The sequence below is a fragment of the Streptomyces sp. NPDC003300 genome, assembly GCF_040610915.1.
In the GTDB taxonomy this organism is placed as follows: Bacteria; Actinomycetota; Actinomycetes; order Streptomycetales; family Streptomycetaceae; genus Actinacidiphila.
On record NZ_JBEXNE010000044.1, the window covers coordinates 1 to 23,626 of the forward strand.

General features: G+C 71.4%; 14 protein-coding genes. 8 read left to right on the forward strand and 6 right to left on the reverse strand.

What is annotated here, in order from left to right; all coding sequences use genetic code 11:
- Positions 1-706: 706 nt before the first annotated feature.
- On the reverse strand, positions 707-3,316 hold the full coding sequence (gene glgP / locus ABZX65_RS34885) for an alpha-glucan family phosphorylase (protein WP_355349580.1): 2,610 nt from the start codon (positions 3,314-3,316) through the stop codon (positions 707-709).
- A 721-nt stretch (positions 3,317-4,037) separates the two neighbouring features.
- Between glgP and ABZX65_RS34890 the strand changes: the two genes are divergently transcribed.
- The 5 genes from ABZX65_RS34890 to ABZX65_RS34910 all read left to right on the forward strand — a co-directional run bounded on the left by ABZX65_RS34890 (position 4,038) and on the right by ABZX65_RS34910 (position 13,461).
- Entirely contained in the window at positions 4,038-6,023 is a 1,986-nt protein-coding gene (locus ABZX65_RS34890) for an alpha-1,4-glucan--maltose-1-phosphate maltosyltransferase (protein ID WP_355349583.1), read from the forward strand.
- Complete coding sequence (gene treS, locus ABZX65_RS34895; RefSeq protein WP_355349586.1) at positions 6,020-7,720, forward strand: maltose alpha-D-glucosyltransferase; 1,701 nt, start codon at positions 6,020-6,022, stop codon at positions 7,718-7,720. Before ABZX65_RS34890 ends, treS begins: the two co-directional genes overlap by 4 nt.
- A gap of 553 nt (positions 7,721-8,273) precedes the next feature.
- Positions 8,274-9,710, forward strand: coding sequence for a maltokinase (locus ABZX65_RS34900; RefSeq protein ID WP_355349671.1), 1,437 nt, complete (start codon positions 8,274-8,276; stop codon positions 9,708-9,710).
- Positions 9,707-12,244, forward strand: coding sequence for a 1,4-alpha-glucan branching enzyme (gene glgB / locus ABZX65_RS34905; protein WP_355349589.1), 2,538 nt, complete (start codon positions 9,707-9,709; stop codon positions 12,242-12,244). Before ABZX65_RS34900 ends, glgB begins: the two co-directional genes overlap by 4 nt.
- Before the next feature lie 200 nt (positions 12,245-12,444).
- Positions 12,445-13,461: a chitinase gene (locus ABZX65_RS34910; protein WP_355349592.1), complete on the forward strand. Its 1,017-nt coding sequence runs from the start codon at positions 12,445-12,447 to the stop codon at positions 13,459-13,461.
- A gap of 58 nt (positions 13,462-13,519) precedes the next feature.
- Here ABZX65_RS34910 and ABZX65_RS34915 read toward each other — a convergent pair whose 3' ends face one another.
- Both ABZX65_RS34915 and ABZX65_RS34920 read right to left on the reverse strand, forming a co-directional pair.
- On the reverse strand, positions 13,520-14,545 hold the full coding sequence (locus ABZX65_RS34915) for an ATP-dependent 6-phosphofructokinase (protein ID WP_355349595.1): 1,026 nt from the start codon (positions 14,543-14,545) through the stop codon (positions 13,520-13,522).
- A 109-nt stretch (positions 14,546-14,654) separates the two neighbouring features.
- Positions 14,655-15,653 (reverse strand): 2-hydroxyacid dehydrogenase, encoded by a 999-nt coding sequence (locus ABZX65_RS34920; protein ID WP_355349598.1) that lies wholly within the window; start codon positions 15,651-15,653, stop codon positions 14,655-14,657.
- A 178-nt stretch (positions 15,654-15,831) separates the two neighbouring features.
- Between ABZX65_RS34920 and pta the strand changes: the two genes are divergently transcribed.
- The 3 genes from pta (at position 15,832) to pyk (ending at position 20,552) form a co-directional block, all read left to right on the forward strand.
- Positions 15,832-17,913, forward strand: a complete 2,082-nt coding sequence (gene pta / locus ABZX65_RS34925; RefSeq protein WP_355349601.1) for a phosphate acetyltransferase — start codon at positions 15,832-15,834, stop codon at positions 17,911-17,913.
- A complete protein-coding gene (locus ABZX65_RS34930; protein WP_355349604.1) occupies positions 17,910-19,058 on the forward strand; it encodes an acetate kinase in 1,149 nt (382 codons plus the stop codon). Before pta ends, ABZX65_RS34930 begins: the two co-directional genes overlap by 4 nt.
- Positions 19,059-19,133: 75 nt before the next feature.
- Positions 19,134-20,552 (forward strand): pyruvate kinase, encoded by a 1,419-nt coding sequence (pyk, locus tag ABZX65_RS34935; RefSeq protein ID WP_355349607.1) that lies wholly within the window; start codon positions 19,134-19,136, stop codon positions 20,550-20,552.
- Between the two features lie 102 nt (positions 20,553-20,654).
- Here pyk and ABZX65_RS34940 read toward each other — a convergent pair whose 3' ends face one another.
- From ABZX65_RS34940 to ABZX65_RS34950, 3 genes are all read right to left on the reverse strand, one after another.
- Positions 20,655-21,989, reverse strand: coding sequence for a hypothetical protein (locus tag ABZX65_RS34940; RefSeq protein ID WP_355349610.1), 1,335 nt, complete (start codon positions 21,987-21,989; stop codon positions 20,655-20,657).
- Positions 21,979-22,581 (reverse strand): DUF6114 domain-containing protein, encoded by a 603-nt coding sequence (locus ABZX65_RS34945; protein WP_355349613.1) that lies wholly within the window; start codon positions 22,579-22,581, stop codon positions 21,979-21,981. The genes ABZX65_RS34940 and ABZX65_RS34945 overlap by 11 nt, the downstream gene beginning before the upstream one ends.
- A gap of 98 nt (positions 22,582-22,679) precedes the next feature.
- Positions 22,680-23,306 (reverse strand): DUF6230 family protein, encoded by a 627-nt coding sequence (locus ABZX65_RS34950; protein WP_355349616.1) that lies wholly within the window; start codon positions 23,304-23,306, stop codon positions 22,680-22,682.
- Between the last annotated feature and the right edge of the window lie 320 nt (positions 23,307-23,626).

A 23,626-nucleotide genomic window follows, 5' to 3' on the forward strand; every position in this document is an offset into this window, starting at 1 on the left:
TATAATTCCTTTTGTTCCTCAAATCTTTTCCAACCCCCCACCTTTTCCGGATCGGCCCGCCCCCCCGGCGCCGGCGACACCGGCAGCTCAGGCCGCGCGGCCTGACCCCACCCCGCACACCGAAGCGCCCCCGCCGATCCCCTCGGCAGGGGCGCTTCCCCCTCTCCGCCGCACCGCCTCGGCCGGCGAGCGGCTCCGAAACAGCCCCCGCCCGCAGGCCGAATCGGCGACCCGAAGCCTCCGACCCCTGCACCACACGAGCCGGAGGCACCGGGCAAAGCCCCGGCCGGAAGGCCGACCCCACGCCGGAGGCGATCCCCCGGCCGCAGGCCGACCGGCGGATCGGGGCCGCAACGGTTCCCACGCCGAAGGCGAGCCCCGGCCGCAGGCCGACCGGCGGATCGGGGCCACCGGCCCCCTGCACCGCACGAGCCGGGCAGGCCGGAGGCGCTGGGCGAAGCCCGGGCCGGAAGGCCAGCCCCACGCCGGAGGCGATCCCCCGGCCGCAGGCCGACAGGGCGACCCGAAGCCTCCGGCCCTCTGCACCGCACGAGCCGGGCAGGCCGGAGGCACCAGGCGAAGCCCGGGCCGGAAGGCCAGCCCCACGCCGGAGGCAAGCACCCGGCCGGAGGCCCACCCCGCTGAGGAGGCAGACCCCGGCCGGAGGCCAACTCCGCTGGGGAGGCGGGCCCCGGTCGGAGGGCGGTTAGCGGAGGAGGCCGGCGGTCATGCCCTCCGTTTCCGGGGGGATGGCCATCAGGCCGAGCTCGGCGGGAGTGGCCAGGTGGGGGTGGGTGGGGAGGACGCGGACGGTGTAGCCGAAGGGCCCGGTGCGGTCGAGGGTGAGAGGCCCTTCGTAGTGGTAGCGCCCCGCGCTGTCGGTGCGGGAGGTGGGCTTGAGCGAGGCGACGGTGGGATCAGCGAGCCGGTCGGCAGCGTCGACGCGGCCGGACAGGAGCTGGACATCGACGTCCGTCGGGTCCAGCTCGCCGAGGGCGACCTCCACCCGGAGGGTGAGCGTGGAGCCCAGCTCCGGGGTGCCGCCGACCGAGCCGGTCTCCACGTGCTGGACCGAGACCCGCGGCCACTGCTGCCGTACCCGCCGCTTCCAGGCGGCCAGCGCCCCGGCCTCCTCCCCGTGTACGGCGCGGTGCGAACGGGCGGCGGGCGCGTACAGCGTGCGGACGTAGTCCTGGACCATCCGGCCGGCCACCACCTTCGGGCCGAGGGTGGTGAGGGTGTGCCGGACCATCTCGATCCAGCGGCCGGGCAGGCCCTGCGCGCCCTGGTCGTAGAAGCGCGGCGCGACCTGCTTCTCCAGCAGGTCGTAGAGCGCGGCGGCCTCCAGCTCGTCGCGGCGGTCCTCGTCGACGACGCCGTCGGCGGTGGGGATCGCCCAGCCGTTGTCGCCGTCGAACCACTCGTCCCACCAGCCGTCGAGCACCGACAGGTTGAGGCAGCCGTTGAGCGCGGCCTTCATCCCCGAGGTGCCGCAGGCCTCCAGCGGGCGCAGCGGATTGTTGAGCCAGACGTCGCAGCCGGGGTAGAGCAGCCGCGCCATCCGCATGTCGTAGTCCGGCAGGAAGACGATGCGGTGCCTGACCCGGGGGTCGTCGGTGAACCTGACCAGCTCCTGGACCAGCCGCTTGCCGCTGTCGTCGGCCGGGTGCGCCTTGCCCGCGACCACGATCTGGATCGGCCGCTCGGCGTGCAGCAGCAGGTCCATCAGCCGGTCCTGGTCGCGCAGCATGAGGGTGAGCCGCTTGTACGACGGGACACGGCGCGCGAAGCCGATGGTGAGCACGTCGGGGTCGAGGACGCTGTCGGTCCAGCCCAGTTCTGCCTCTCCCGCGCCGCGCTGCCGCCAGGACTCGCGGACCCGGCGCCGTACGTCCTCCACGAGCTGTTCGCGCAGTTCGCGGCGGAGTTCCCAGACGGCGGCGTCGGGGATGTCGGCGATGGCCTCCCAGCGGTCGGCGCCGCCGACCATCAGGGCGTCCTCGGCGCGCTGGGTGCCGATCTGCCGGGCGCCGAGCCGGAACACCTCGGGGGCGACCCAGGTGGGCGCGTGCACGCCGTTGGTGATGGACGTGATCGGCACGTCCTCCGGGTCGAAGCCCGGCCAGAGCCCGGCGAACATCTCGCGGCTGACGGAGCCGTGCAGGGTGGAGACGCCGTTGGCGCGCTGGGCCAGCCGCAGGCCCATCACCGCCATGTTGAACAGGTTGGGGTCGCCGCCGGGGTAGGTCTCCATGCCCAGTTCGAGGACGCGGCCTATGTCGACGCCGGGCAGCTCGCCGCCGTCGCCGAGGTGGCGGCCGACCAGTTCGCGGTCGAAGCGGTCGATGCCCGCGGGGACGGGGGTGTGCGTGGTGAACACCGTCCCGGCCCGTACGGCCTCCAGCGCCGCGTCGAAGTCGAGCCCTTCGAGGGCCAGTTCGCGGATGCGCTCCAGGCCGAGGAAACCGGCGTGGCCCTCGTTGGTGTGGAACACCTCGGGTTCGGCGTGGCCGGTGATCCGGCAGTAGGCGCGGACGGCGCGGACGCCGCCGATGCCCAGCAGCATCTCCTGGAGCAGCCGGTGCTCGCTGCCGCCGCCGTAGAGCCGGTCGGTGACGTCGCGCTCGGCGGGTTCGTTGGCCTCGACGTCGGAGTCGAGGAGCAGCAGCGGGACGCGTCCGACCTGGGCCTTCCAGATCTGGGCGCGCAGCGATCGGCCGCCGGGCAGGACGAGGGAGACCTCGGCGGGGGCGCCGTTCGTCTCGCGGAGCAGGGTGACGGGCAGTTCGTTGGGGTCGAGGACGGGGTACTGCTCCTGCTGCCAGCCCTCGCGGGAGAGGGTCTGGCGGAAGTAGCCGTGCCGGTAGAGCAGGCCGACGCCGATGATCGGGGCGCCGAGGTCGCTCGCGGCCTTCAGGTGGTCGCCGGCGAGGATGCCGAGGCCGCCGGAATACTGCGGCAGCGCGGCGGTGATGCCGAATTCGGGTGAGAAGTAGGCGATGGCTGCGGGCAGGTCGCTCTGTTCCTGATACCAGCGGGGGTTGCTGGTGTAGTCGGCCAGTTCCTCCGCCGCGGCGGCCAGGCGGCGCAGAAAGCGCCGGTCCCCGGCGAGCGCGGCGAGCCGTTCCTTGGACACGGCGCCGAGCAGCCGCACGGGGTCGCCTTGGGCGGCCCGCCAGCCCACGGGGTCGACGCTCTGGAACAGCTCCCGGGTCTCCGGGTGCCATGACCAGCGTAGGTTCTGGGCCAGCTCCCCGAGCGGGCGCAGAGGTTCCGGCAGGACGGTGCGCACGGTGAATCGACGGATTGCCTTCACGTATTCGACCGTAGACCCGATGGCGGGGGGCCTGCGGCCAGTGTCCACGATCCGGTGGTTCAAACGCGCGAACGGCGGCTCACGGAAGCGACCGGTCGCAGTGCGGATCACGCCGGTGGGCGGGGCAGGTCGTACGGGCCCGGTCGGGGGTCACCGGCCCGGCGCGTGACCGCCGTCGCCCTGGGGGTTCCGGGTGACGTGAGGGTACGGCCGTACGCGGGCGTGTCGGGTGCTTCGCGTACGGTGGGGGCGTGCGCGGGGGCGCTCTCGGGGGCGCGTGTCAGGCGCGCCCGTGGTCGGCCCCACAATGGCGTCAGGGGCAGGTCGGGGGTGGCGGATTGAGCATTCGTGACGCGCTCCCGAAACGCTTCGGTGAGGTGCTTTCGTCTCGCGGAGCGTGGGCAGGCTCCGATTGCGGGGCTTCGCGCGGAGCACGAGACTGCACCACACAGCGTCACAACGCACCGTCAGGTCCCACGGCACCACACGTACGGCACCACAGTCATGGCAGCAATCGTCCCGGATCGTCACCTATCACCTCCACACGAGTGAACGCGGACTGGAGCGGCCATGCAGGCAAGCCCGCACTGCCCGGAACAGCTAAAAAGAGCGGGGGCCCGCGAGGGAGCGGCCCGTCGCGACGCTGCTCGCCGCCGCCGTGGGCCGCTGTCCGGCGCCCCCCATCTCCGCCGTCCCATCCACAGCGCTGTCAGGTGAGGCAATGATCGGTCGTATTCCCGTCGTCGATGTCCGTCCGTTGGTGGACTGTGGCCGCCGCCCGGCGAAGGCGGTGGCAGGAGAGACCTTCGAGGTGACCGCCACCGTGTTCCGGGAGGGGCACGACGCGGTGGCCGCGAACGTGGTGCTGCGGGACCCGACCGGCAGGTCGGGGCCGTGGACGCCGATGCGCGAGCTGGAGCCCGGCACGGACCGGTGGGGCGCGCGCGTCACCCCGACGGCCGAGGGGCGCTGGACGTACTGCGTGGAGGGCTGGTCCGACCCGGTGGCGACCTGGCGGCACGCGGCGGGCATCAAGATCCCCGCCGGGATCGACACCGAACTGGTGCTGGCCGAGGGCGCGCTGCTGCACGAGCGGGCGGCGGCCGGGGTGCCCAAGAGCGACGGCAGGGCGGGCGTGCTGGCCGCGGTGGACGCGCTGCGGGACGCCTCGCGCACCCCCGCCGCCCGGCACGCGGCGGCGCTGGCGGACGACGTGGTCGGCGCACTCGACCGGTATCCGCTGCGCGAGCTGGTCAGCGCCTCCCGGCCGCTGCCGCTGCACGTGGAGCGGGAGCGGGCGCTGTACGGGTCCTGGTACGAGCTGTTCCCCCGCTCGGAGGGGGCGGTGCTCGAAGAGGGCGCCCCGCCGCGCTCGGGCACCTTCCGTACCGCGGCCGAGCGGCTGCCCGCGGTGGCCGCGATGGGTTTCGACGTGGTCTATCTGCCGCCCATTCACCCGATCGGCACAGCTTTCCGCAAGGGCCCGAACAACAGCCTGACGCCCGGCCCCGACGACGTCGGATCGCCGTGGGCGATCGGCTCCCCCGAGGGCGGGCACGACGCCGTCCACCCGGACCTGGGCACCCTGGCGGACTTCGACCACTTCGTGGAGCGGGCCCGCGAGCTGCGGATGGAGGTGGCGCTGGACTTCGCGCTCCAGTGCTCGCCCGACCACCCGTGGGTGGCCAAGCACCCGGAGTGGTTCGCGCACCGCGCGGACGGCACGATCGCGTACGCGGAGAATCCGCCGAAGAAGTACCAGGACATCTACCCGATCGCCTTCGACGAGGACTTCGCGGGCATCGTCAGGGAGACCCTGCGGGTGCTGCGGCACTGGATGGCGCACGGGGTGCGGATCTTCCGGGTGGACAATCCGCACACCAAGCCGGTGGTGTTCTGGGAGAAGGTCATCGCGGACATCAACCGCACCGACCCGGACGTGATCTTCCTGGCGGAGGCGTTCACCCGTCCCGCGATGATGGCCACCCTCGGCCAGATCGGTTTCCAGCAGTCGTACACGTACTTCACCTGGCGTAACGACAAGAGCGAACTGACCGACTACATGCGGGAGTTGAGCGGGGAGGCGGCAGCGTGGATGCGGCCCAACTTCTTCGTGAACACCCCCGACATCCTGCACGCCTTCCTCCAGCACGGCGGCCGTCCGGCCTTCGAGGCGCGGGCGGTGCTCGCCGCGACGCTCTCGCCCACCTGGGGCGTCTACGCGGGCTTCGAACTGTGTGAGGGCACCCCTGCCAAGCCCGGCAGTGAGGAGTACCTGCACTCGGAGAAGTACGAACTCCGGCCGCGGGACTGGGCGGCGGCCGAGGCCGAGGGCCGCTCGCTCGCCCCGCTGATCACTACGCTCAACCGGCTGCGCCGCCGTCACCCGGCGCTCCAGCAGCTACGGGACATCACATTTCACCCAGTGGACAACAGCGCGGTACTGGCCTACTCCAAGCGCCGCGACGACGATGTCGTACTGGTGGTCGTCAACCTGGACCCGTTCCACACCCAGGAGGCCACCGTCTCGTTGAACATGCCGGCACTCGGGCTCTCCTGGCACGAGTCATACCCGGTGCGCGACGAGCTCACCGGGGACACCTACCACTGGGGCAGAGACAACTATGTGCGCCTTGAGCCGGGCCGCGCGCCCGCGCATGTCCTGTCGCTGCGACCGTCTCCTTCGATCGGAGGGTCACTCAGTTGATCGTCAACGAACCCGTCCCTGACACCTTCGAGGACACACCGGCCAAGGACCGTGATCCCGACTGGTTCAAACGGGCGGTGTTCTACGAAGTCCTCGTCCGGTCCTTCCAGGACAGCAACGGAGACGGCGTAGGCGACCTGAAAGGCATCACCGCCAAGCTGGACTATCTCCAGTGGCTCGGCGTGGACTGCCTCTGGTTGCCGCCGTTCTTCGCGTCACCGCTGCGGGACGGCGGATACGACGTGGCCGACTACACGGCCGTGCTGCCGGAATTCGGCGACCTGGCGGACTTCGTGGAATTCGTGGACGCCGCGCACCAGCGCGGCATGCGCGTGATCATCGACTTCGTCATGAACCACACGAGCGACCAGCACGAGTGGTTCCAGCAGTCTCGCAGCGACCCGGAGGGACCGTACGGGGACTTCTACACCTGGGCGGACGACGACAAGCAGTACGACGGCGCCCGCATCATCTTCGTCGACACCGAGACCTCGAACTGGACGTTCGACCCGGTGCGCAAGCAGTACTACTGGCACCGGTTCTTCTCCCACCAGCCGGATCTCAACTACGAGAACCCGCGGGTGCAGGAGGAGATCCTGGCCGCGCTGCGCTTCTGGCTCGACCTCGGGATCGACGGTTTCCGGCTGGACGCGGTGCCCTATCTCTTCCAGGAGGAGGGCACCAACTGCGAGAACCTGCCGCGTACCCACCAGTTCCTGAAGAAGGTGCGCTCCGAGATCGACGCGCACTACCCCGACACCGTGCTGCTGGCCGAGGCCAATCAGTGGCCCGAGGACGTCGTCGACTACTTCGGCGACTTCCGCAAGGGCGGCGACGAATGCCATATGGCGTTCCACTTCCCCGTCATGCCGCGCATCTTCATGGCGGTCAGGCGGGAATCGCGCTACCCGGTGTCGGAAATCCTGGCGAAGACTCCCGCCATCCCGGCGAGTTGCCAGTGGGGCATCTTCCTGCGGAACCACGACGAGCTGACCCTCGAAATGGTGACCGACGAGGAACGCGACTACATGTACGCGGAGTACGCCAAGGACCCGCGGATGCGCGCCAACATCGGCATCCGCAGGCGGCTGGCACCGCTGCTGGACAACGACCGCAACCAGATCGAGCTGTTCACCGCGCTGCTGCTCTCCCTGCCGGGATCCCCGATCCTGTACTACGGCGACGAGATCGGCATGGGCGACAACATCTGGCTCGGTGACCGGGACGCGGTCCGTACGCCGATGCAGTGGACCCCCGACCGCAACGCGGGCTTCTCGTCCAGCGACCCCGGACGGCTCTACCTGCCCACGATCATGGACCCGGTCTACGGGTACCAGGTCACCAATGTCGAGGCGCAGATGAGCTCACCCAGCTCGCTGCTGCACTGGACGCGGCGGATGATCGAGATCCGCAAGCAGAACCGTGCCTTCGGGCTCGGTTCCTACACCGAGCTGCCGTCGAGCAACCCGGCCGTGCTGGCGTTCCTGCGCGAGTCCGGCGACGACCTCGTGCTGTGCGTGAACAACTTCTCGCGGTTCGCCCAGCCCACCGAGCTGGATCTGCGGAGCTTCGCCGGGCGGCACCCGGTGGAGCTGATCGGCGGGGTGCGCTTCCCCGCGATCGGTCAACTGCCGTACCTGCTCACCCTCGCGGGCCACGGCTTCTACTGGTTCCGGCTCCGCCGCGAGCAGGTGTGACGGCGGGGGGCCGGAGCGACCGGCCCCCCGCAGCCGACGCGGGTGGCACACCGCCCCCGCGGCCGGCCCCCGCTCCGAGTAGCGGGCATCCCGGACCCCTGGCAGTATCCGGAGTACCCCAGCAGCACCCGCGGGGCGCATTCCGTCGTACGTCGGCTCGCTGACACATGATCGTCACGCGGGCGGGCCGTACGGCGGTTTCCTGTCACCCGCCCGGGGCAGGCTCCCCGTGTCGCCGGACAGCCCGAACCCGTCATCCGGGAGGCTGGCGCCCCCGCCGCGCGTCGAAGCGGCCGGGTGCGCGACTCCCCGGGGAAAGGACGTCATGTCGGACCGCTCCTGGACCCGTGCTCCTTCCGTACCCACCTCACCATCCGGATCCACCTCACCGTCCGTATCGAATTCACCATCGAGTTCACCATCCGTGTCGGGGTCACGCCCCGTGACGGACGCGCGCTCGGCCGCGGCTTCCTCATCCGCCCCGGCCGCCGCCTCGGCCGCGGCCTCGGCCGCCGCTTCGCCGACCGGCCCGGACGTGCCGTCCGCGAGCGGTGTGCCGCCCGTCGCCGGGCGGCCGCTGGCGCCCGGCCTGCTGCGGTCGCTCGAACCGCTGCTGCGCTCCTGGCTGCCCAAACAGCGCTGGTTCGCCGGCAAGGGCCTGCCCATCGGCGGCTTCCGGCTGGCCGCGGCCACCGAGCTGATGCCTCCCGGCGGCCGGCTCGGCCCGCTGGGGCTGCTGCACGTCCTGGTGGACGTCGAGCAGCCCGGCCGCCCCGCCGACTGCTACCAACTGCTGCTCGGCGCGCACCCGCTGCTGCCGTCGGCGCTGGTACGGGCCGCGCTCGGCCCGGCCGTCGGCGGCCCGTACGACGGCCTGACGCTCTACGACGCGCCGCACGACCCCCGGCTGGCCGCGCTGCTGCTCGAACGGCTCCGCGCGCCCGGCACCACCGGGCGGCTGCGCTTCAGCGTCGAGCCGCAGGAGGAGTTCCCGCCGGGGCTCACCCCGCGCGTCTCCACCGCCGAGCAGTCCAACACCTCGGTCGTGTACGGGGACGCCTACATCCTCAAGCTGTTCCGCCGCGTCTCCCCCGGCACCAACCCGGATCTGGAACTGTCGCTCGCGCTGGCCCACAAGGGCTCGCGGCGGGTCGCGGAGCCGGTCGCCTGGTTCGAGGCGCTGCCGCCGGAGGGCGTCATGGGCCCGCAGGGCGCGGCGGCGGGCACGACGGAGCCGACCACGCTCGGTGTGCTCCAGCGCTTCCTGCCCGGCTCGTCCGACGGCTGGGCCCTGGCCCTGGCCTCGGTCGCCGAGGACGGCGACTTCACCGGCGAGGCGGCGGCGCTCGGCCGCGCCACGGCCGAGGTGCACGGCGCCCTGGCCGACGCGCTGCCGGTGCGTACCCTGGACGGCCCAGCGCTGGAACGTATCGCCTCGGCGATGACCCGGCGGCTGGACGAGACCGCGAAGGAGGTCCCGGCCGTACGGCCGCACGTCGCGGCGCTGCGCTCGGCCTTCGACGACCTCGCGCGGCTCGGCGCGGCCCCCGGCAACGCGGTGACCGCCCAGCGGATCCACGGCGACCTGCACCTGGGGCAGGCGCTGCGCGGTCCGGACGGCGAGTGGGTGCTGATCGACTTCGAGGGCGAGCCTGCCCGGCCGCTGGCCGAACGGCGCCGGGCGGCGCCGCCGGTCCAGGACGTGGCGGGCATGCTGCGGTCCTTCGACTACGCCGCCCACCACAGCGGCAACGGTCCCTGGGCCGCCCGCCACCGGGACGCCTTCTGCGCCGGGTACGCCGCCGTGTCCGGGGTGGACCCGCGCGAACAGCCCGTGCTGATACGGGCCTTCGAGACCGACAAGGCGGTCTACGAGGCCCGGTACGAGGCGCGGCACCGCCCCGCCTGGCTCCCCATCCCGCTCTCCGCCCTGGCCCGCCTGGCCGCCGCCACTTCTGACGCCGCCCCTTCTGAGGAGTCCAGCCCGTGACACGCCCCGACGACCGTTTCCTCCCCGAGGCCCAGGCGCGCGGCTACGACCGCGGCACCCCCCACCCGGCCGCCTCCGGCACGGCGCCGGGACCGGCCCCGCTCGCGGATACGACCCCGCCTGCCCCACCGTCCGACGCCCCGGCGGTACCGGCCGCCCCGGTGCCGGGCGCGGGCCCTGTGGCCCCGGCGGTCACAGTGCCCGGCGCGGGCCCGGCCGCGACCGGCCGGCTCGCCGAGAGCGCCCCTCAGGGGCGCGGGGCCGAGTCCGACGTGCGGCTGCCGCCGCGTGAGCGCGAGCAGCCCACCACCGGCGGGAGGTCCGGGGCCGACCCCGAGCCCTCCTTCGGGCCGGAACCCGGAAGCCTGGTCGGCGACGACCGACGGCGGCTGCTGGACGGCGCGCACCACGACCCGCACGGAGTGCTGGGTGCGCACCCGGTGGACGGCGGCGTCCGGATCAGGGCGCTGCGGCCGTTCGCACGGGCGGTGGCGGCCGTCGTGGACGGCGAGCGGTTCGACCTCACCGACGAGGCCGACGGCCTCTTCTCCGCGGTGCTGCCCCGCACCGACGTGCCGGAGTACCGGCTGGCCGTCACGTACGACGACGGCGAGCACATCGTGGAGGACCCGTACCGCTTCCTGCCGTCCCTCGGGGAGCTGGACCTGCATCTGATCGGGGAGGGGCGGCACGAGGAGCTGTGGAAGGCGCTGGGCTCCCGGCCGATGACGCACGGCGGCGTGACCGGTACGCGCTTCGCGGTGTGGGCGCCGAACGCGCGCGGGGTGCGCGTGGCCGGGGAGTTCAACTACTGGGACGGCACCGGCTTCCCGATGCGCTCGCTGGGCGCGACCGGGGTGTGGGAGCTGTTCGTGCCGGGCGTCGGCGCCGGGACGGCGTACAAGTACGAGATCACCCGGCCCGACGGCTCGCGCGGGATGAAGGCCGACCCGATGGCGCGGGCCACCGAGGTGCCGCCCGCGACCGCGTCGGTCGTCACGGAGTCGGCGTACGAGTGGGCCGACCAGGAGTGGATGGCCCGCAGGGGCGAACTCCCGGTGCACCGGGCGCCGTTCTCCGTCTACGAACTGCACCTGGCCTCGTGGCGGCCGGGGCTGACCTACCGTGAGCTGGCCGAGCAGTTGCCCGCGTACGTGAAGGAACTCGGCTTCACGCACGTGGAGTTGATGCCGGTCGCCGAGCACCCCTTCGGCGGCTCCTGGGGCTACCAGGTGACGTCGTACTACGCGCCGACCTCGCGGCTCGGCTCGCCCGACGACTTCCGGTACCTGGTGGACGCCCTGCACGCGGCCGGGATCGGCGTGATCATGGACTGGGTGCCCGCGCACTTCCCCAAGGACGACTGGGCGCTGGCCCGGTTCGACGGCGCGCCGCTGTACGAGCCCGCCGACCCGCGCCGGGCGGAACACCCGGACTGGGGCACCCTGGAGTTCGACTTCGGCCGTACCGAGGTGCGCAACTTCCTGGTGGCGAACGCCGTGTACTGGTGCGAGGAGTTCCACATCGACGGGCTGCGGGTGGACGCGGTGGCCTCGATGCTCTACCTCGACTACTCCCGCGAGGGCGGCGACTGGCTGCCCAACGCGTACGGCGGCCGGGAGAATCTGGACGCGGTGGCGTTCCTCCAGGAGATGAACGCGACCGTCTACCGGCGCTGTCCCGGCACCGTCACCATCGCCGAGGAGTCGACGGCCTGGGACGGAGTCACCCGGCCCACCCACCTGGTCGGCCCGGCCGGCTTCGGCGGCCTCGGCTTCGGCCTGAAGTGGAACATGGGCTGGATGCACGACTCGCTGGACTACGTCTCGCACGAGCCGGTGCACCGCAAGTACCACCACAACGAGATGACGTTCTCCATGGTGTACGCGTACTCGGAGAACTACGTGCTGCCCATCTCGCACGACGAAGTGGTGCACGGCAAGGGCTCGTTGGTGGCGAAGATGCCCGGCGACTGGTGGCAGCAGCGGGCCACCGTACGGGCGTACCTGGGCTTCATGTGGGCGCACCCCGGCAAGCAACTGCTCTTCATGGGGCAGGAGTTCGCGCAGGGCGCCGAGTGGTCGCACGAGAACGGCCCCGACTGGTGGCTGCTGGACGAGAGTTACCCGGCCGCGGCCGACCACAAGGGCGTACGCGACCTGGTCCGCGACCTGAACGCGGCGTACACGGCCGCGCCCGCGCTGTGGCAGCTCGACACCGACCCCAGCGGTTTCACCTGGATCGACGGCGGCGCGGTGGAGGACAACACCTTCTCCTTCCTCCGCTACGACGAGGCGGGTGACCCGCTGCTGTGCGTCAGCAACTTCTCCCCCGTCGTCCGCGAGAACTACCGCCTCGGCTCCCCCGACGTCGTCTGGAAGCAGGTGCTGAACACCGACGAGGCCCGTTACGGCGGCAGCGGCGTCGTGGTCGCCGAGCCCGTCAAGAGCGAGCCGACGCCCTGGAACGGCCAGCCCCACAGCATCTCGCTGACCCTTCCCCCGCTGGCGACCCTCTGGCTGCGCCCGGCGTAGCCCTCGCGTGACCGACACGGCCCCCGCGGGCCGGGCGACGGCCCGGCCCGCGGGGGCCGTTTGCGCCCCACCAGCAAGACAGGAAAGTTTCCTAACCAAAACCCTTGTTGCGGACACGCCAGCGCTACTACCGTTCCGGCAACGCCTTTCCGGGCCCTTCCGGAAGCTCGACTCCCCGCTCAGGCAAGGAGTGTCCCCCCATGTCGTCCTCCGCAACCCCCCGCCTCCGCAGGACTGCCCTCGCCGCCGCCACCGGGCTGACCGCCGCCCTCGCGCTCGGCCTCGGCACGGCGGCCGGTTCCGCCCACGCGGCGGCGACCGCGCTGCCCAGCGGCATCTCGGCGCCCTATCTCTACCTGGGCTGGGGCAACCCGCCCTCGGCCACGTCGGTGATGTCGGCGACCGGCATCAAGCAGTTCACGATGGCCTTCATGCTCTCCGACGGCGGCTGCAACCCGAAGTGGGACGGCAGCCGCGCGCTGACCGGCGGCACCGACCAGTCCACGATCAACGCGATCAGGAACGCGGGCGGTGACGTCACCGTCTCCTTCGGCGGCTACAGCGGCAACAAGCTGGGCCAGAAGTGCACATCGGCGTCCGCGCTCGCCGGGGCGTACCAGAAGGTGATCGACGCCTACTCCCTGAAGTCGATCGACATCGACATCGAGGCGGGCGAGTTCAGCAACGCGACCGTGCGGCAGCGGGTGGTCGACGCGCTCAAGACGGTCCGCGCGAACAACAGCGCCCTGAAGATCTACGTCACCTTCGGCACCACGCCGACCGGGCCCGACTCCGCGGGCAAGGACCTGATCAAGAAGGGCGCCGCCGCCGGGCTGAACATCGACGCCTGGGCCGTCATGCCCTTCGACTACGACCAGGGCGGCACCACCGACATGCTGGCCACCACCAAGTCCGCGGTGGACGGCCTGAAGAACGCCGTCGCCAGCGCGTACGGGCTGTCCTCCGACGCCGCCTACCGCAAGGTCGGCCTGTCCTCGATGAACGGCAAGACCGACAGCGCGGGCGAGACCGTCTCGCTCGCGGACTTCAAGTCGATCGTGTCCTACGCGACCGGCCACCACCTGGCCCGCGTCAGCTTCTGGGCCCTCAACCGGGACCGCAAGTGCGGCTCCGGCGAGTCCGCGGGCGACTCGTGCAGCGGCATCACGCAGAACACGTACGACTTCACCAAGGCCCTGGCCGCGTACACCGGCTGAGGCCGCGTCAGACGGCCTCAGCCGGCCTCGGGCGAGGGCAGCGGAGGAAGGGGCGGGGTCAGAAGACCGACTCCGCCTCTTCCATGCGCTCCTCGGGGACGGTCTTGAGCTGGGTGACGGCGTCGGCCAGCGGGACCAGGCCGATCGTCGTGCCCTGGAGCGAGGTCATGTGACCGAAGGCGCCCTTGTGGGCGGCCTCCACCGCGTGCCAGCCGAAGCGGTTGGCCAGCACCCGGTCGTACGCGGTCGGCACGCCGCCGCGCTGGACGTGGCCGAGGATGACCGGGCGGGCCTCCTTGCCCAGCCGCTCCTCCAGCTCCATGGCCAGCGTGGCGCCGATGCCCGCGAAGCGCTCGTGCCCGTACTTGTCGATCTCGCCGACGCCGTAGTCCATGCTGCCCTTGGCCGGGTGGGCGCCCTCGGCGACGCAGATGACGGCGAATTTCTTGCCGCGCGCGAAGCGTTCCTCGACCATCGCCACCAACTGGGACGGCTCGAAGGGGCGTTCGGGGATGCAGATGCCGTGCGCGCCGCCCGCCATGCCCGCCTCCAGGGCGATCCACCCGGCGTGCCGGCCCATCACCTCGACCACCATCACGCGCTGGTGGGACTCCGCGGTGGTCTTCAGCCGGTCTATGGCCTCGGTGGCGACGGTCACGGCGGTGTCGAAGCCGAAGGTGCGGTCGGTGCCGTTGATGTCGTTGTCGATGGTCTTGGGCACTCCCACCACCGGCATCCCGGCGTCGGAGAGCATCCGGGCGGCGGTCAGCGTGCCCTCGCCGCCGATCGGGATCAGCACGTCGATGCCGTACTCGGCGCACATCTCGTCCGCGTTGTCCGCCGCCTCGCGCAGCCGGGCGCGCTCCAGCCGGGCCGAGCCGAGGATGGTGCCGCCGCGGGCGAGGATGCCGCTCACCGAGTTGAGGTCGAGCGGCCGGAAGCGGCCCTCCAGCAGGCCGACGAAGCCGTCCTCGAAGCCGATGACCTCGTCGTCGTACCCGGTCAGCGCGCGGTGCACGACCGACCGGATGACGGCGTTGAGGCCGGGGCAGTCGCCGCCGGCGGTGAGGACTCCGATACGCATGGGCCTGTCTCTCCAGACGGTCGTCGGCTGCTGCTGTGGCGCGTGCTGTCACGCGCTGTCGGTATCCAGTGGATCACAGCGCCTGGTCACCCCGGAGCGGGGCTCCAGGTCACGGGGACTTCGGGACCAGCGTGCACTCGGTGATCCGGCCCGCCACATAGTCGTCCACATTGCGGACGGTGGCGGCGACGATCTCGTCGATCGCGTCCACCGTGAAGTACGCCTGGTGCGAGGTGATCAGCACATGCGTGAAGGTCAGCAGCCGGGCCAGGGTGTCGTCCGTCATCACCTCCAGCGACTTGTCGTAGAAGAAGACCCCGGCCTCCTCCTCGTACACGTCGAGCCCGACGCCGCCGAGCCTGCCCTCGCGCAGCGTCTCGACCAGCGCGGCGGAGTCGATCAGGCCGCCGCGGCTGGAGTTGATCAGGATCGCGTCGTCCTTCATCAGCGCCAGCCGCCGCTCGCCGACCAGGTGGTGGGTGGAGGGCATCAGCGGCACATGGAGGCTGATCAGGTCCGACTCCCGGAAGAGCCGGTCCAGTTCGACGTACTCCATCCCCAGTTCGGTGCAGGCGGGGTTGACCGCGATGTCCCAGCCGAGAATCCGCATGCCGTAGCCGCGGGCGATGGCGGTGAAGGCGGTGCCGATCTTGCCGGTGCCGACCACGCCGACCGTACGGCCGTGGAAGTCCCGGCCGAGCAGGCCGTCGAGCCGGAAGTCGAAGTCGCGCGTGCGGCTCGCGGCCCGGACGATCCGCCGGTTCAGCGCCGAGGCCAGCGTCCAGGCGAACTCCGCCACCGAATACGGGGAGTAGCGGGCCACGCGCGCCACCGTCATCCCAAGCCGCTCCGCGTGGTCCAGGTCGATGTTGTTGTAGCCCGTCGAGCGCTGCGCGATCAGCTTCGTGCCGCCGCGCACCAGGGCTTCGAGCACCGGCGCGTCCAGCACCGCGTTCACACTCGTCGACACGGCCTCGTACCCCGCCGCCAGCGGCAGGGTGTCCTTGGTGAGGAACGTCTCAAGACACCGCACCTGATGGCGCGCCCCGAAGGCCGCCTCCAGCAGAGGGCGCTCGTCGCGCTGCACCCCAGTCGCCAACACGTCCACAGGACCGGCCCTCCTTACGTGAGTCCTTCCTCACTCTACGTGCGCGCCGCGCGCCCCGCGCCACGCCTCGCGGAGGCGGGCCGGTGCCCCTGGGCGGCAGGCGGTACCCGGGAGCGTTAGCGTCAGGGGTGCGTACGGCCGTACGCGAAGGGTTCAGGGCAGAACGGACGGATCAAGCGTGACGCGCAGCGTCTACCTCACGGGGATCGGCCGCGGCGACGGCCGCCAGGTGATCGAGCTGGGGGTGATGGAGCTGCTGACCCGCCAGGTCGACCGGGTCGGCGTCTACCGCCCGCTGGTCCACGACACCCCCGACCGTATTTTCGAGCTGCTGCGCAGCCGCTACCGGCTGACCCAGGACGCGGCGAGCGTCTTCGGCATGGGGTACGAGGAGGCGGCGGCGCTCCAGGCCGAGCAGGGCCAGGAGGCGCTGACCGCCCGGTTGGTGGACGGCTACCTGAGGGTGGCGGCGGAGTACGAGACGGTGCTGATCCTCGGGTCCGACTTCGCGGGCACCAACCTCCCGGCGGAGCTGGGCGTCAACGCGCGGCTGGCGAACGAGTGCGGCGCGTCGGTGCTCGCGGTGATCGGCGGTCTCGAGCAGTCGGCGGAGTCGGTGGTCGCCGAGGTGCGCAACGCGTATCACGCGTACACGAATCTGGGCTGCGACGTGATCGCGATGATCGCGAACCGGGTGGCCCCGGCGGAGGTCGCGGAGGCGGCGGAGCGGCTGGGCCGGGTCCCGGACGTGCCGGTGTACGTGCTGCCGGACGAGCCCGCGCTGTCCGCGCCGACGGTGGCGCAGATCGCGGAGACGCTGGGCGCGCGGGTGCTGCTGGGCGACGACGCGGGGATGTCCAGGGACGCGCTGGACTTCGTGTTCGGCGGCGCGATGCTGCCGACGTTCCTGCCCGCGCTGACCCCCGGCTGTGTGGTGGTGACGCCCGGCGACCGGGCGGATCTGGTGATCGGGGCGCTGGCGGCGCACTCGGCCGGGTCGCCGCCGATCGCGGGGGTGCTGCTGACGCTGGACGAGAAGCCGCCGCCGCACATCCTGGCGCTGGCGAACCGGCTGGCGCCCGGCACCCCGGTGCTGTCGGTGGCGACCGGCTCCTTCCCGACGGCGGCCGGGCTGTTCGCGCTGGACGGCAAGCTGGGCGCGGGCACACCGCGCAAGGCGGAGACGGCGCTGGGCGTGTTCGAGACGCATGTGGACACCGCGGAGCTGACCGAGCGGCTGTCGGTCGCCAGGTCGGCGCGGGTGACGCCGATGATGTTCGAGCACGCGCTGATCGAGCGGGCGCGGTCGGCGCGCAAGCGGATCGTGCTGCCCGAGGGCGGCGAGGAACGAATCCTGCGGGCCACCGAGGTGCTGCTGCGCCGCGGGGTCTGCGACCTGATCCTGCTCGGCGAGGAGGACACGCTGCGCAAGAAGGCGGCCGACCTCGGGATCTCCCTCGACCAGCCGGGCGTGAGCGTCGTCGACCCGCAGACCTCACCGCTGCGGGACCGGTTCGCCGCGCTGTACGCGCAGCTGCGCGCGCACAAGGGCGTCAGCTACGAGCTGGCGTACGACGTGGTCGCGGACGTGTCGTACTTCGGCACCCTGATGGTCCAGGAGGGCCTGGCCGACGGCATGGTGTCGGGCGCGGTGCACTCCACGGCGGCGACGATCCGCCCGGCCTTCGAGATCATCAAGACCCGCCCCGACGCGGCGATCGTCTCCTCGGTGTTCTTCATGTGCCTGGCGGACAAGGTGCTGGTGTACGGCGACTGCGCCGTCAATCCGGACCCGGACGCCGAGCAGTTGGCGGACATCGCGATCCAGGCGGCGGGCACCGCGGCCCGCTTCGACGTACAGCCGCGGATCGCGATGCTGTCGTACTCGACCGGCACCTCGGGCTCGGGCGCGGACGTCGACAAGGTGCGGGCGGCCACCGAGCTGGTCCGCGAGCGGCGGCCCGACCTGCTGGTGGAGGGGCCGATCCAGTACGACGCGGCGGTGGCGCCCTCGGTGGCGGCCACCAAGATGCCGGGGTCCGCGGTGGCCGGGCAGGCGACCGTGCTGATCTTCCCCGACCTGAACACCGGCAACAACACGTACAAGGCGGTGCAGCGCTCGGCGGGCGCGGTCGCCGTCGGACCGGTGCTCCAGGGTCTGCGCAAGCCGGTCAACGACCTGTCGCGCGGCGCGCTGGTGCAGGACATCGTCACGACGGTCGCGATCACCGCGATCCAGGCCCAGGGAGAGAACCCGTGAGCGCGACCCGTGTACTGGTCATCAACTCCGGCTCCTCGTCGGTGAAGTACCAACTGCTGGACATGGCCGACCACGCACGTCTGGCGACCGGTCTGGTGGAGCGGATCGGCGAGGGCGGCGGTGCGCCCGACCACACGGCGGCGCTGCACACCGTGGCGGAGCAGCTCGACGAGCAGGGCCTCGGCCTGGACTCGCCGGAGCTGGCGGCGATCGGCCACCGGGTGGTGCACGGCGGTACGCGTTTCACCGAGCCGACGCTGATCACCGACGAGGTGGTGGCCGCGATCGAGGAGCTGGTGCCGTTGGCACCTCTGCACAATCCGGCCAACATCACCGGTATCAAGGTGACGCGTGAGCTGCGGCCCGATCTGCCGCAGGTCGCGGTCTTCGACACCGCCTTCCACTCGACGATCCCGGAGGCCGCGGCGCGGTACGCGATCGACGCGGCGACCGCCGACCGGTACGGCATCCGCCGCTACGGTTTCCACGGCACCTCGCACGCCTTCGTCTCGCGGGCGACGGCGGAGCTGCTCGGCAGGGAGCCGGCCGACGTCAACGTGATCGTGCTGCACCTGGGCAACGGCGCGTCGGCCTCCGCGGTGCGCGGCGGGGTGTGCGTGGACACCTCGATGGGCCTGACGCCCCTTGAGGGCCTGGTCATGGGCACCCGCTCCGGCGACCTCGACCCGGCGGTGGTGTTCCACCTGGAGCGGGTGGCCGGCATGGGCACCGACGAGATCGACACGCTGCTGAACAAGCGCAGCGGTCTGCTGGGCCTGTGCGGTGACAACGACATGCGGGAGATCGGCCGCCGGATGGCCGAGGGCGACCGGGCGGCGCAGCTCGCCTTCGACGTCTACGCGCACCGGATCCGCCGTTACGTGGGGGCCTTCAGCGCGGTGCTGGGCCGGGTGGACGCGATCGCCTTCACGGCGGGCGTCGGCGAGAATTCGGCCGCAGTTCGCGAAGCGGCTTTGTTGGGTCTCGACAATCTAGGTGTCACTATGGACCCTGTACGCAACGCGCTTCGCGGCACTGCGGCCCGGCTGGTCTCGGCGGCGGCGTCGCGGGTGGCCGTCGCGGTGGTGCCCACTGACGAAGAGCTGGAGATCGCCCGCGATACTTACGTACTGGCGACCGAATAAGCATGGCTGACCGTCCCGCAGCCACGACCGCCCCTGGAATATTCCGGAGCGGAACAAACCGATAGGATAGCGCCCATGCGCCGAGCCAAGATCGTCTGTACCCTGGGTCCCGCCGTCGACTCCTACGACCAGCTCAAGTCGTTGGTCGAGGCGGGCATGAATGTGGCCCGTTTCAATTTCAGTCACGGCAGCCACGCCGAGCACGAGGAGCGCTACCAGCGCGTCCGTAAGATCGCCGCCGAGACCGGCCGGGCGATCGGAGTCCTCGCCGACCTCCAGGGTCCCAAGATCCGCCTCGCCAAATTCGCCGACGGACCGGTCGAGTTGATCGCGGGCGACGAGTTCACCATCACCGTCGAGGACGTCGCGGGCGACAAGTCCATCTGCGGTACCACGTACAAGGGTCTGCCGGGCGATGTCTCCAAGGGCGACCCGATCCTGATCAACGACGGCAACGTGGCGCTGCGCGTCATCGAGGTCGAGGGCCCGCGGGTCCGCACGCTGGTGGTCGAGGGCGGCGTGATCTCCGACCACAAGGGCATCAACCTGCCGGGCGCCGCGGTGAACGTGCCGGCGCTGTCCGAGAAGGACATCGACGACCTGCGGTTCGCGCTCCGGATGGGCGTCGACATGGTCGCGCTGTCCTTCGTGCGCGACGCTAAGGACGTCCGTGACGTGCACCGCGTCATGGACGAGGAGGGGCGCCGCGTCCCGGTCATCGCCAAGGTGGAGAAGCCGCAGGCGGTCGAGAACATGGAGAGCGTCGTCGCGGCGTTCGACGCGGTGATGGTGGCGCGCGGCGACCTCGCCGTGGAGTACCCGCTGGAGCAGGTGCCGGTCGTGCAGAAGCGGCTGGTCGAGATGTGCCGGCGCAACGCCAAGCCGGTGATCGTGGCGACCCAGATGATGGAGTCGATGATCACCAACTCGCGGCCCACGCGCGCCGAGGCGTCCGACGTGGCCAACGCGATCCTGGACGGCGCGGACGCGGTCATGCTGTCCGCCGAGTCGTCGGTCGGCAAGTATCCGATCGAGACCGTCAAGACGATGTCGCGGATCGTCGTGGCCGCCGAGGAGGAGCTGCTGTGCCGCGGGCTCCAGCCGCTGGCCCCCGGCAAGAAGCCCCGCACCCAGGGCGGCGCCGTGGCCCGCGCCGCCGCCGAGCTGGGCGACTTCCTGGACGCCAAGTCCCTGGTCGCCTTCACCAAGTCCGGTGACACCGCCCGCCGCCTGGCCCGCTACCGCGTGCCCGAGCCGGTCCTGGCCTTCACCACCGACCCCGCCACCCGCAACCAGCTCGCGCTGACCTGGGGTGTGGAGTCCTTCGTGGTCGAGCACGTCGACAACACCGACGCCATGGTCGAGCTCGTCGACCGCGAGATGCTCAAGCTCTCCGAGTACGCCAAGGGCGACACCGTCATCATCACCGCCGGCTCCCCTCCGGGCGTCCCCGGCACCACCAACCTCGTCCGCGTCCACCACCTCGGCGACTGACCGCCCCCTCCCCCGTAGAAACCAGAGACCAGCGACCAGCAACCGCCCGCGGCCCGCGCCCCTTCCGAAAGGGGTGCGGGCCGCGCGGCGTTGGGGGCTCGGCTAGCCGGGGGTGCCGTAGATGTGCATGCCGGGGACGTGGAGGGTGCCGCCGAACTGGGCCGCCTGGATGACGGTGGCGTTGGTGAAGAACAGTTCGGGGAGGGTCAGCGGCGGGGGCGCCTTCGGGGTGAAGGTGATGGGGATCAGCCCGAGGAGATTGCCGCTGAGGGACTCGGTGTAGAGCGTCACCGTGCCGTTGGTGAACTTCGAGGTGGAGCCCTTGGCCGCCTCGACGTTCGTCTTCGTGCCCTTGGGGCCGTCGACTATCTGGTGCAGATTGTCGATGTCGATGCCGGAGACGGTGAACTTCAGGACGTCCTTCACCGTGCCGTTGTGCGTCTTGACCTTGACTATGCCGTGGTACGACAGACCGTGCAGGGTCAGCTTCGTGGTCTTCAGGACCCACGGGGTGTCCGGCAGCAGGGGTATGCCCTGCTCGACATCGGCGTCGGCGAGCGCCTTCGCGTCGTACACCGGGCACGGGTAGGACTGCGGGTCGTCGGTGCCGCCCGCGCTCGGGGTGGCACTGGGCGACGCCTTGTCCTTGGCGTCCTTGGCCGCGTCCTTGGCGTCCTTGGCGTCCTTCACCGTCTTGTCGAGACCGCCGACGGCGGTGTCCACGCTGTCCTTGACGGTCTTGCCGGCCGTGCCCACCGGGTCGTCGCCCTTGGCGGGCGCGCTCGCCGACGGCGACGTGCTCGGCTCGGGCTTCGCGGTCGTCGGCGCCGGGTCCGGCTGCGGGGCCTGGGTGGTGGGCGTCGCGGTCGGGGTCTTGCCGCCGCCGAGCAGCCCGCTCACCAGGTCGCCCAGGCCCAGCGGGTCCCACGGGTTGACCGACTTGGTCGGGCTCGGGGTCGCGCTCGGCGTGCCGGTCGCCCGGGACGTGTTCTCGGTCTTGCTGTCGGTGCCGCCGTCGGACGACGGGGCCTTCGCCGAGTCGGTCGGCGCGGGCGCCTCCGGGCTCGTGGAAGGACTCGGACTGCTCGACGGGCTCGGGCCGGTCGTCGGCTTCGACGTCTCCTGCCCGCCCGGCTTGTCCGTGGCCTTGCCGTCCGCCGCGCTCTTGGAGGCCGAAGGGCTCGGGGTGTCCGACTGGGTCACGCAGGGGCCGGGCTTGTACGGGTTCTTGGGCATCTCGTCGGCCTGCGCGAGGTGCGGCGTGAAGCCCATGCCCATCAGCACGGCCGTGGGCATCGCGGCCAGGGCGACCGCCTTCCCGGCGGGCACGTGCAGCTTGGTCAGCAGGGACTTGCGGGGAGCCGCGTGCCGCGGTCCCGAGGTGGCCCGGTTACGGGACCCGTCGCTCTCGGCCTGCTGAGCGTCGTCACCCAGCACGGTGCCTCCCGTTCTCCTCGGTGTTCTCTTCGTCGGGCCGCGCTCCGGCGTGGACCGGCTCGGGCTGTCCGTACGCCTCAGCGGGCTCGTGGGGCCCCTGGGACTGCGCGGGCAGGGTGGGCGGAGCGTTCTCGTCGCCGCCGCCCTCAGGGGCGCCGTCGGGCAGCTCCGCCTTCTCGCCCGGCTCGTCGGTCGCCGGGACACCCGGCGCCCAGGAGACGGCGAGCGCGCCGCCGAGCAGCGCGGGCAGGAAGCCGACGAGGAAGCCGCCGAAGTTGGAGACCACCAGCGACACCAGGGCGAGCAGGATCGACGCGACACCGGCGAAGATGCGTACCGCGCTCTGGAACCACATGGTGAGGCCGAGCACGAACAGCAGGACACCGATGATCAGCGAGCCGGAGCCCGCGGTCGTCGCCATCCGGACGGTCAGTTGGCCGAGCGTGAGGTTCGCGTACGGGAAGTAGGCGATCGGCACTCCGGCGAGGAGGGTCAGCAGACCCGCCCAGAACGGGCGCCCCCAACGCCAGTGGCGGAACGACAGCCGCCAATAACGGATCCGGGCACTCAGTCCTGTTGACTCGGCGCTCATAGGAAACAGCTCCCTGGGACTGGCTTTGCTGAGAGATCGATCGGTGGCGCCGGGTGAGCCGCGTCCCGCGCGGCTCACCCGGACCACTCAGGCGGTGCTTAGTAGCACTCCACCCCGGCGCCGGAGCCCTTCTTGACGCCGAGGCTGAGGCCCGCGAGCTTGAAGGTGCCCGCGCTGGTGGCCCAGGCGGTCTGGTGCACGCCGTCGAGGATGGCCCGGTCGGCCTCCTGGGCGAACGACCCTGGGTCCGTCGCGTCCTTGTCCTTGATGCCAGGACCCTTGTGACTGTCACCGGCCGCGACACCGATGTTGATGTTCCGGAACTCCGCATCGGCGTCGAGCTGGTCGAGGTCGATGTAGAGGTTGTGTGCCACAACCGGCTTCTTCGGGTCCTTGCCGGCGGTCAACTTCAGGGTCACGTCACCGATCGGCGTCGGGACGACCACGGACTGGCACAGGCCGTTGATGGTGGCGTCGGTGAACGCCGAGACCGCGACCGGAATGTACTTGCCACCGTGCTGAACGTCGAGCGCGCCGTACTGCTCGAAGCCGGTGCCGTCCAGGTGATCCGCCGTTACCTTGAACTGCTGACCTGACACGCTGAACGACGCGGCGAGCGCGCCCTGAGCGATGGCTATACCCACCGCGGCCGTAGCCGCGACACTCGGCACCATGACGACGGCGAACCGCCGCCATCTGGTACCGCCACGAACGAGCGACTCCATTTTTCCTCCTTCTCGGACGTACATCTCCGGCCGGGATGTTCGGGTCCTGGCCTGGGATGGGAGAAGTGCTACGTCCTCGGGAAGGAGAGCGCCGGTGATCGGCGGACCGTCCCTCCCCACGAAGAAGCAAGGAGTACGGACGGCGGTGTCCGAATCTTCGGCGATCACCCCCGAGCGACAACCACTGGCCACGCTCTCGCGCAACCTGCTGGACAGGCTCCGCCGGTAGGCGAAGACCCCCCTGTCCCGGAGCGGCGGCATGAGCCGTACGCACCCACTCGGCGGGGACCCGCGGACCGTGGCGCCGACTGGCGGCCGGG

Excerpts from the sequence above, each read along its gene's own strand:
- ABZX65_RS34945 (WP_355349613.1), bottom strand. The coding sequence starts at position 22,581 with ATGAGCGCCGAGTCAACAGGACTGAGTGCCCGGATCCGTTATTGGCGG.
- ABZX65_RS34950 (WP_355349616.1), bottom strand. The coding sequence starts at position 23,306 with ATGGAGTCGCTCGTTCGTGGCGGTACCAGATGGCGGCGGTTCGCCGTC.
- ABZX65_RS34915 (WP_355349595.1), bottom strand. The coding sequence starts at position 14,545 with ATGCGTATCGGAGTCCTCACCGCCGGCGGCGACTGCCCCGGCCTCAAC.
- ABZX65_RS34910 (WP_355349592.1), top strand. The coding sequence starts at position 12,445 with ATGTCGTCCTCCGCAACCCCCCGCCTCCGCAGGACTGCCCTCGCCGCC.
- ABZX65_RS34890 (WP_355349583.1), top strand. The coding sequence starts at position 4,038 with ATGATCGGTCGTATTCCCGTCGTCGATGTCCGTCCGTTGGTGGACTGT.
- pyk (WP_355349607.1), top strand. The coding sequence starts at position 19,134 with ATGCGCCGAGCCAAGATCGTCTGTACCCTGGGTCCCGCCGTCGACTCC.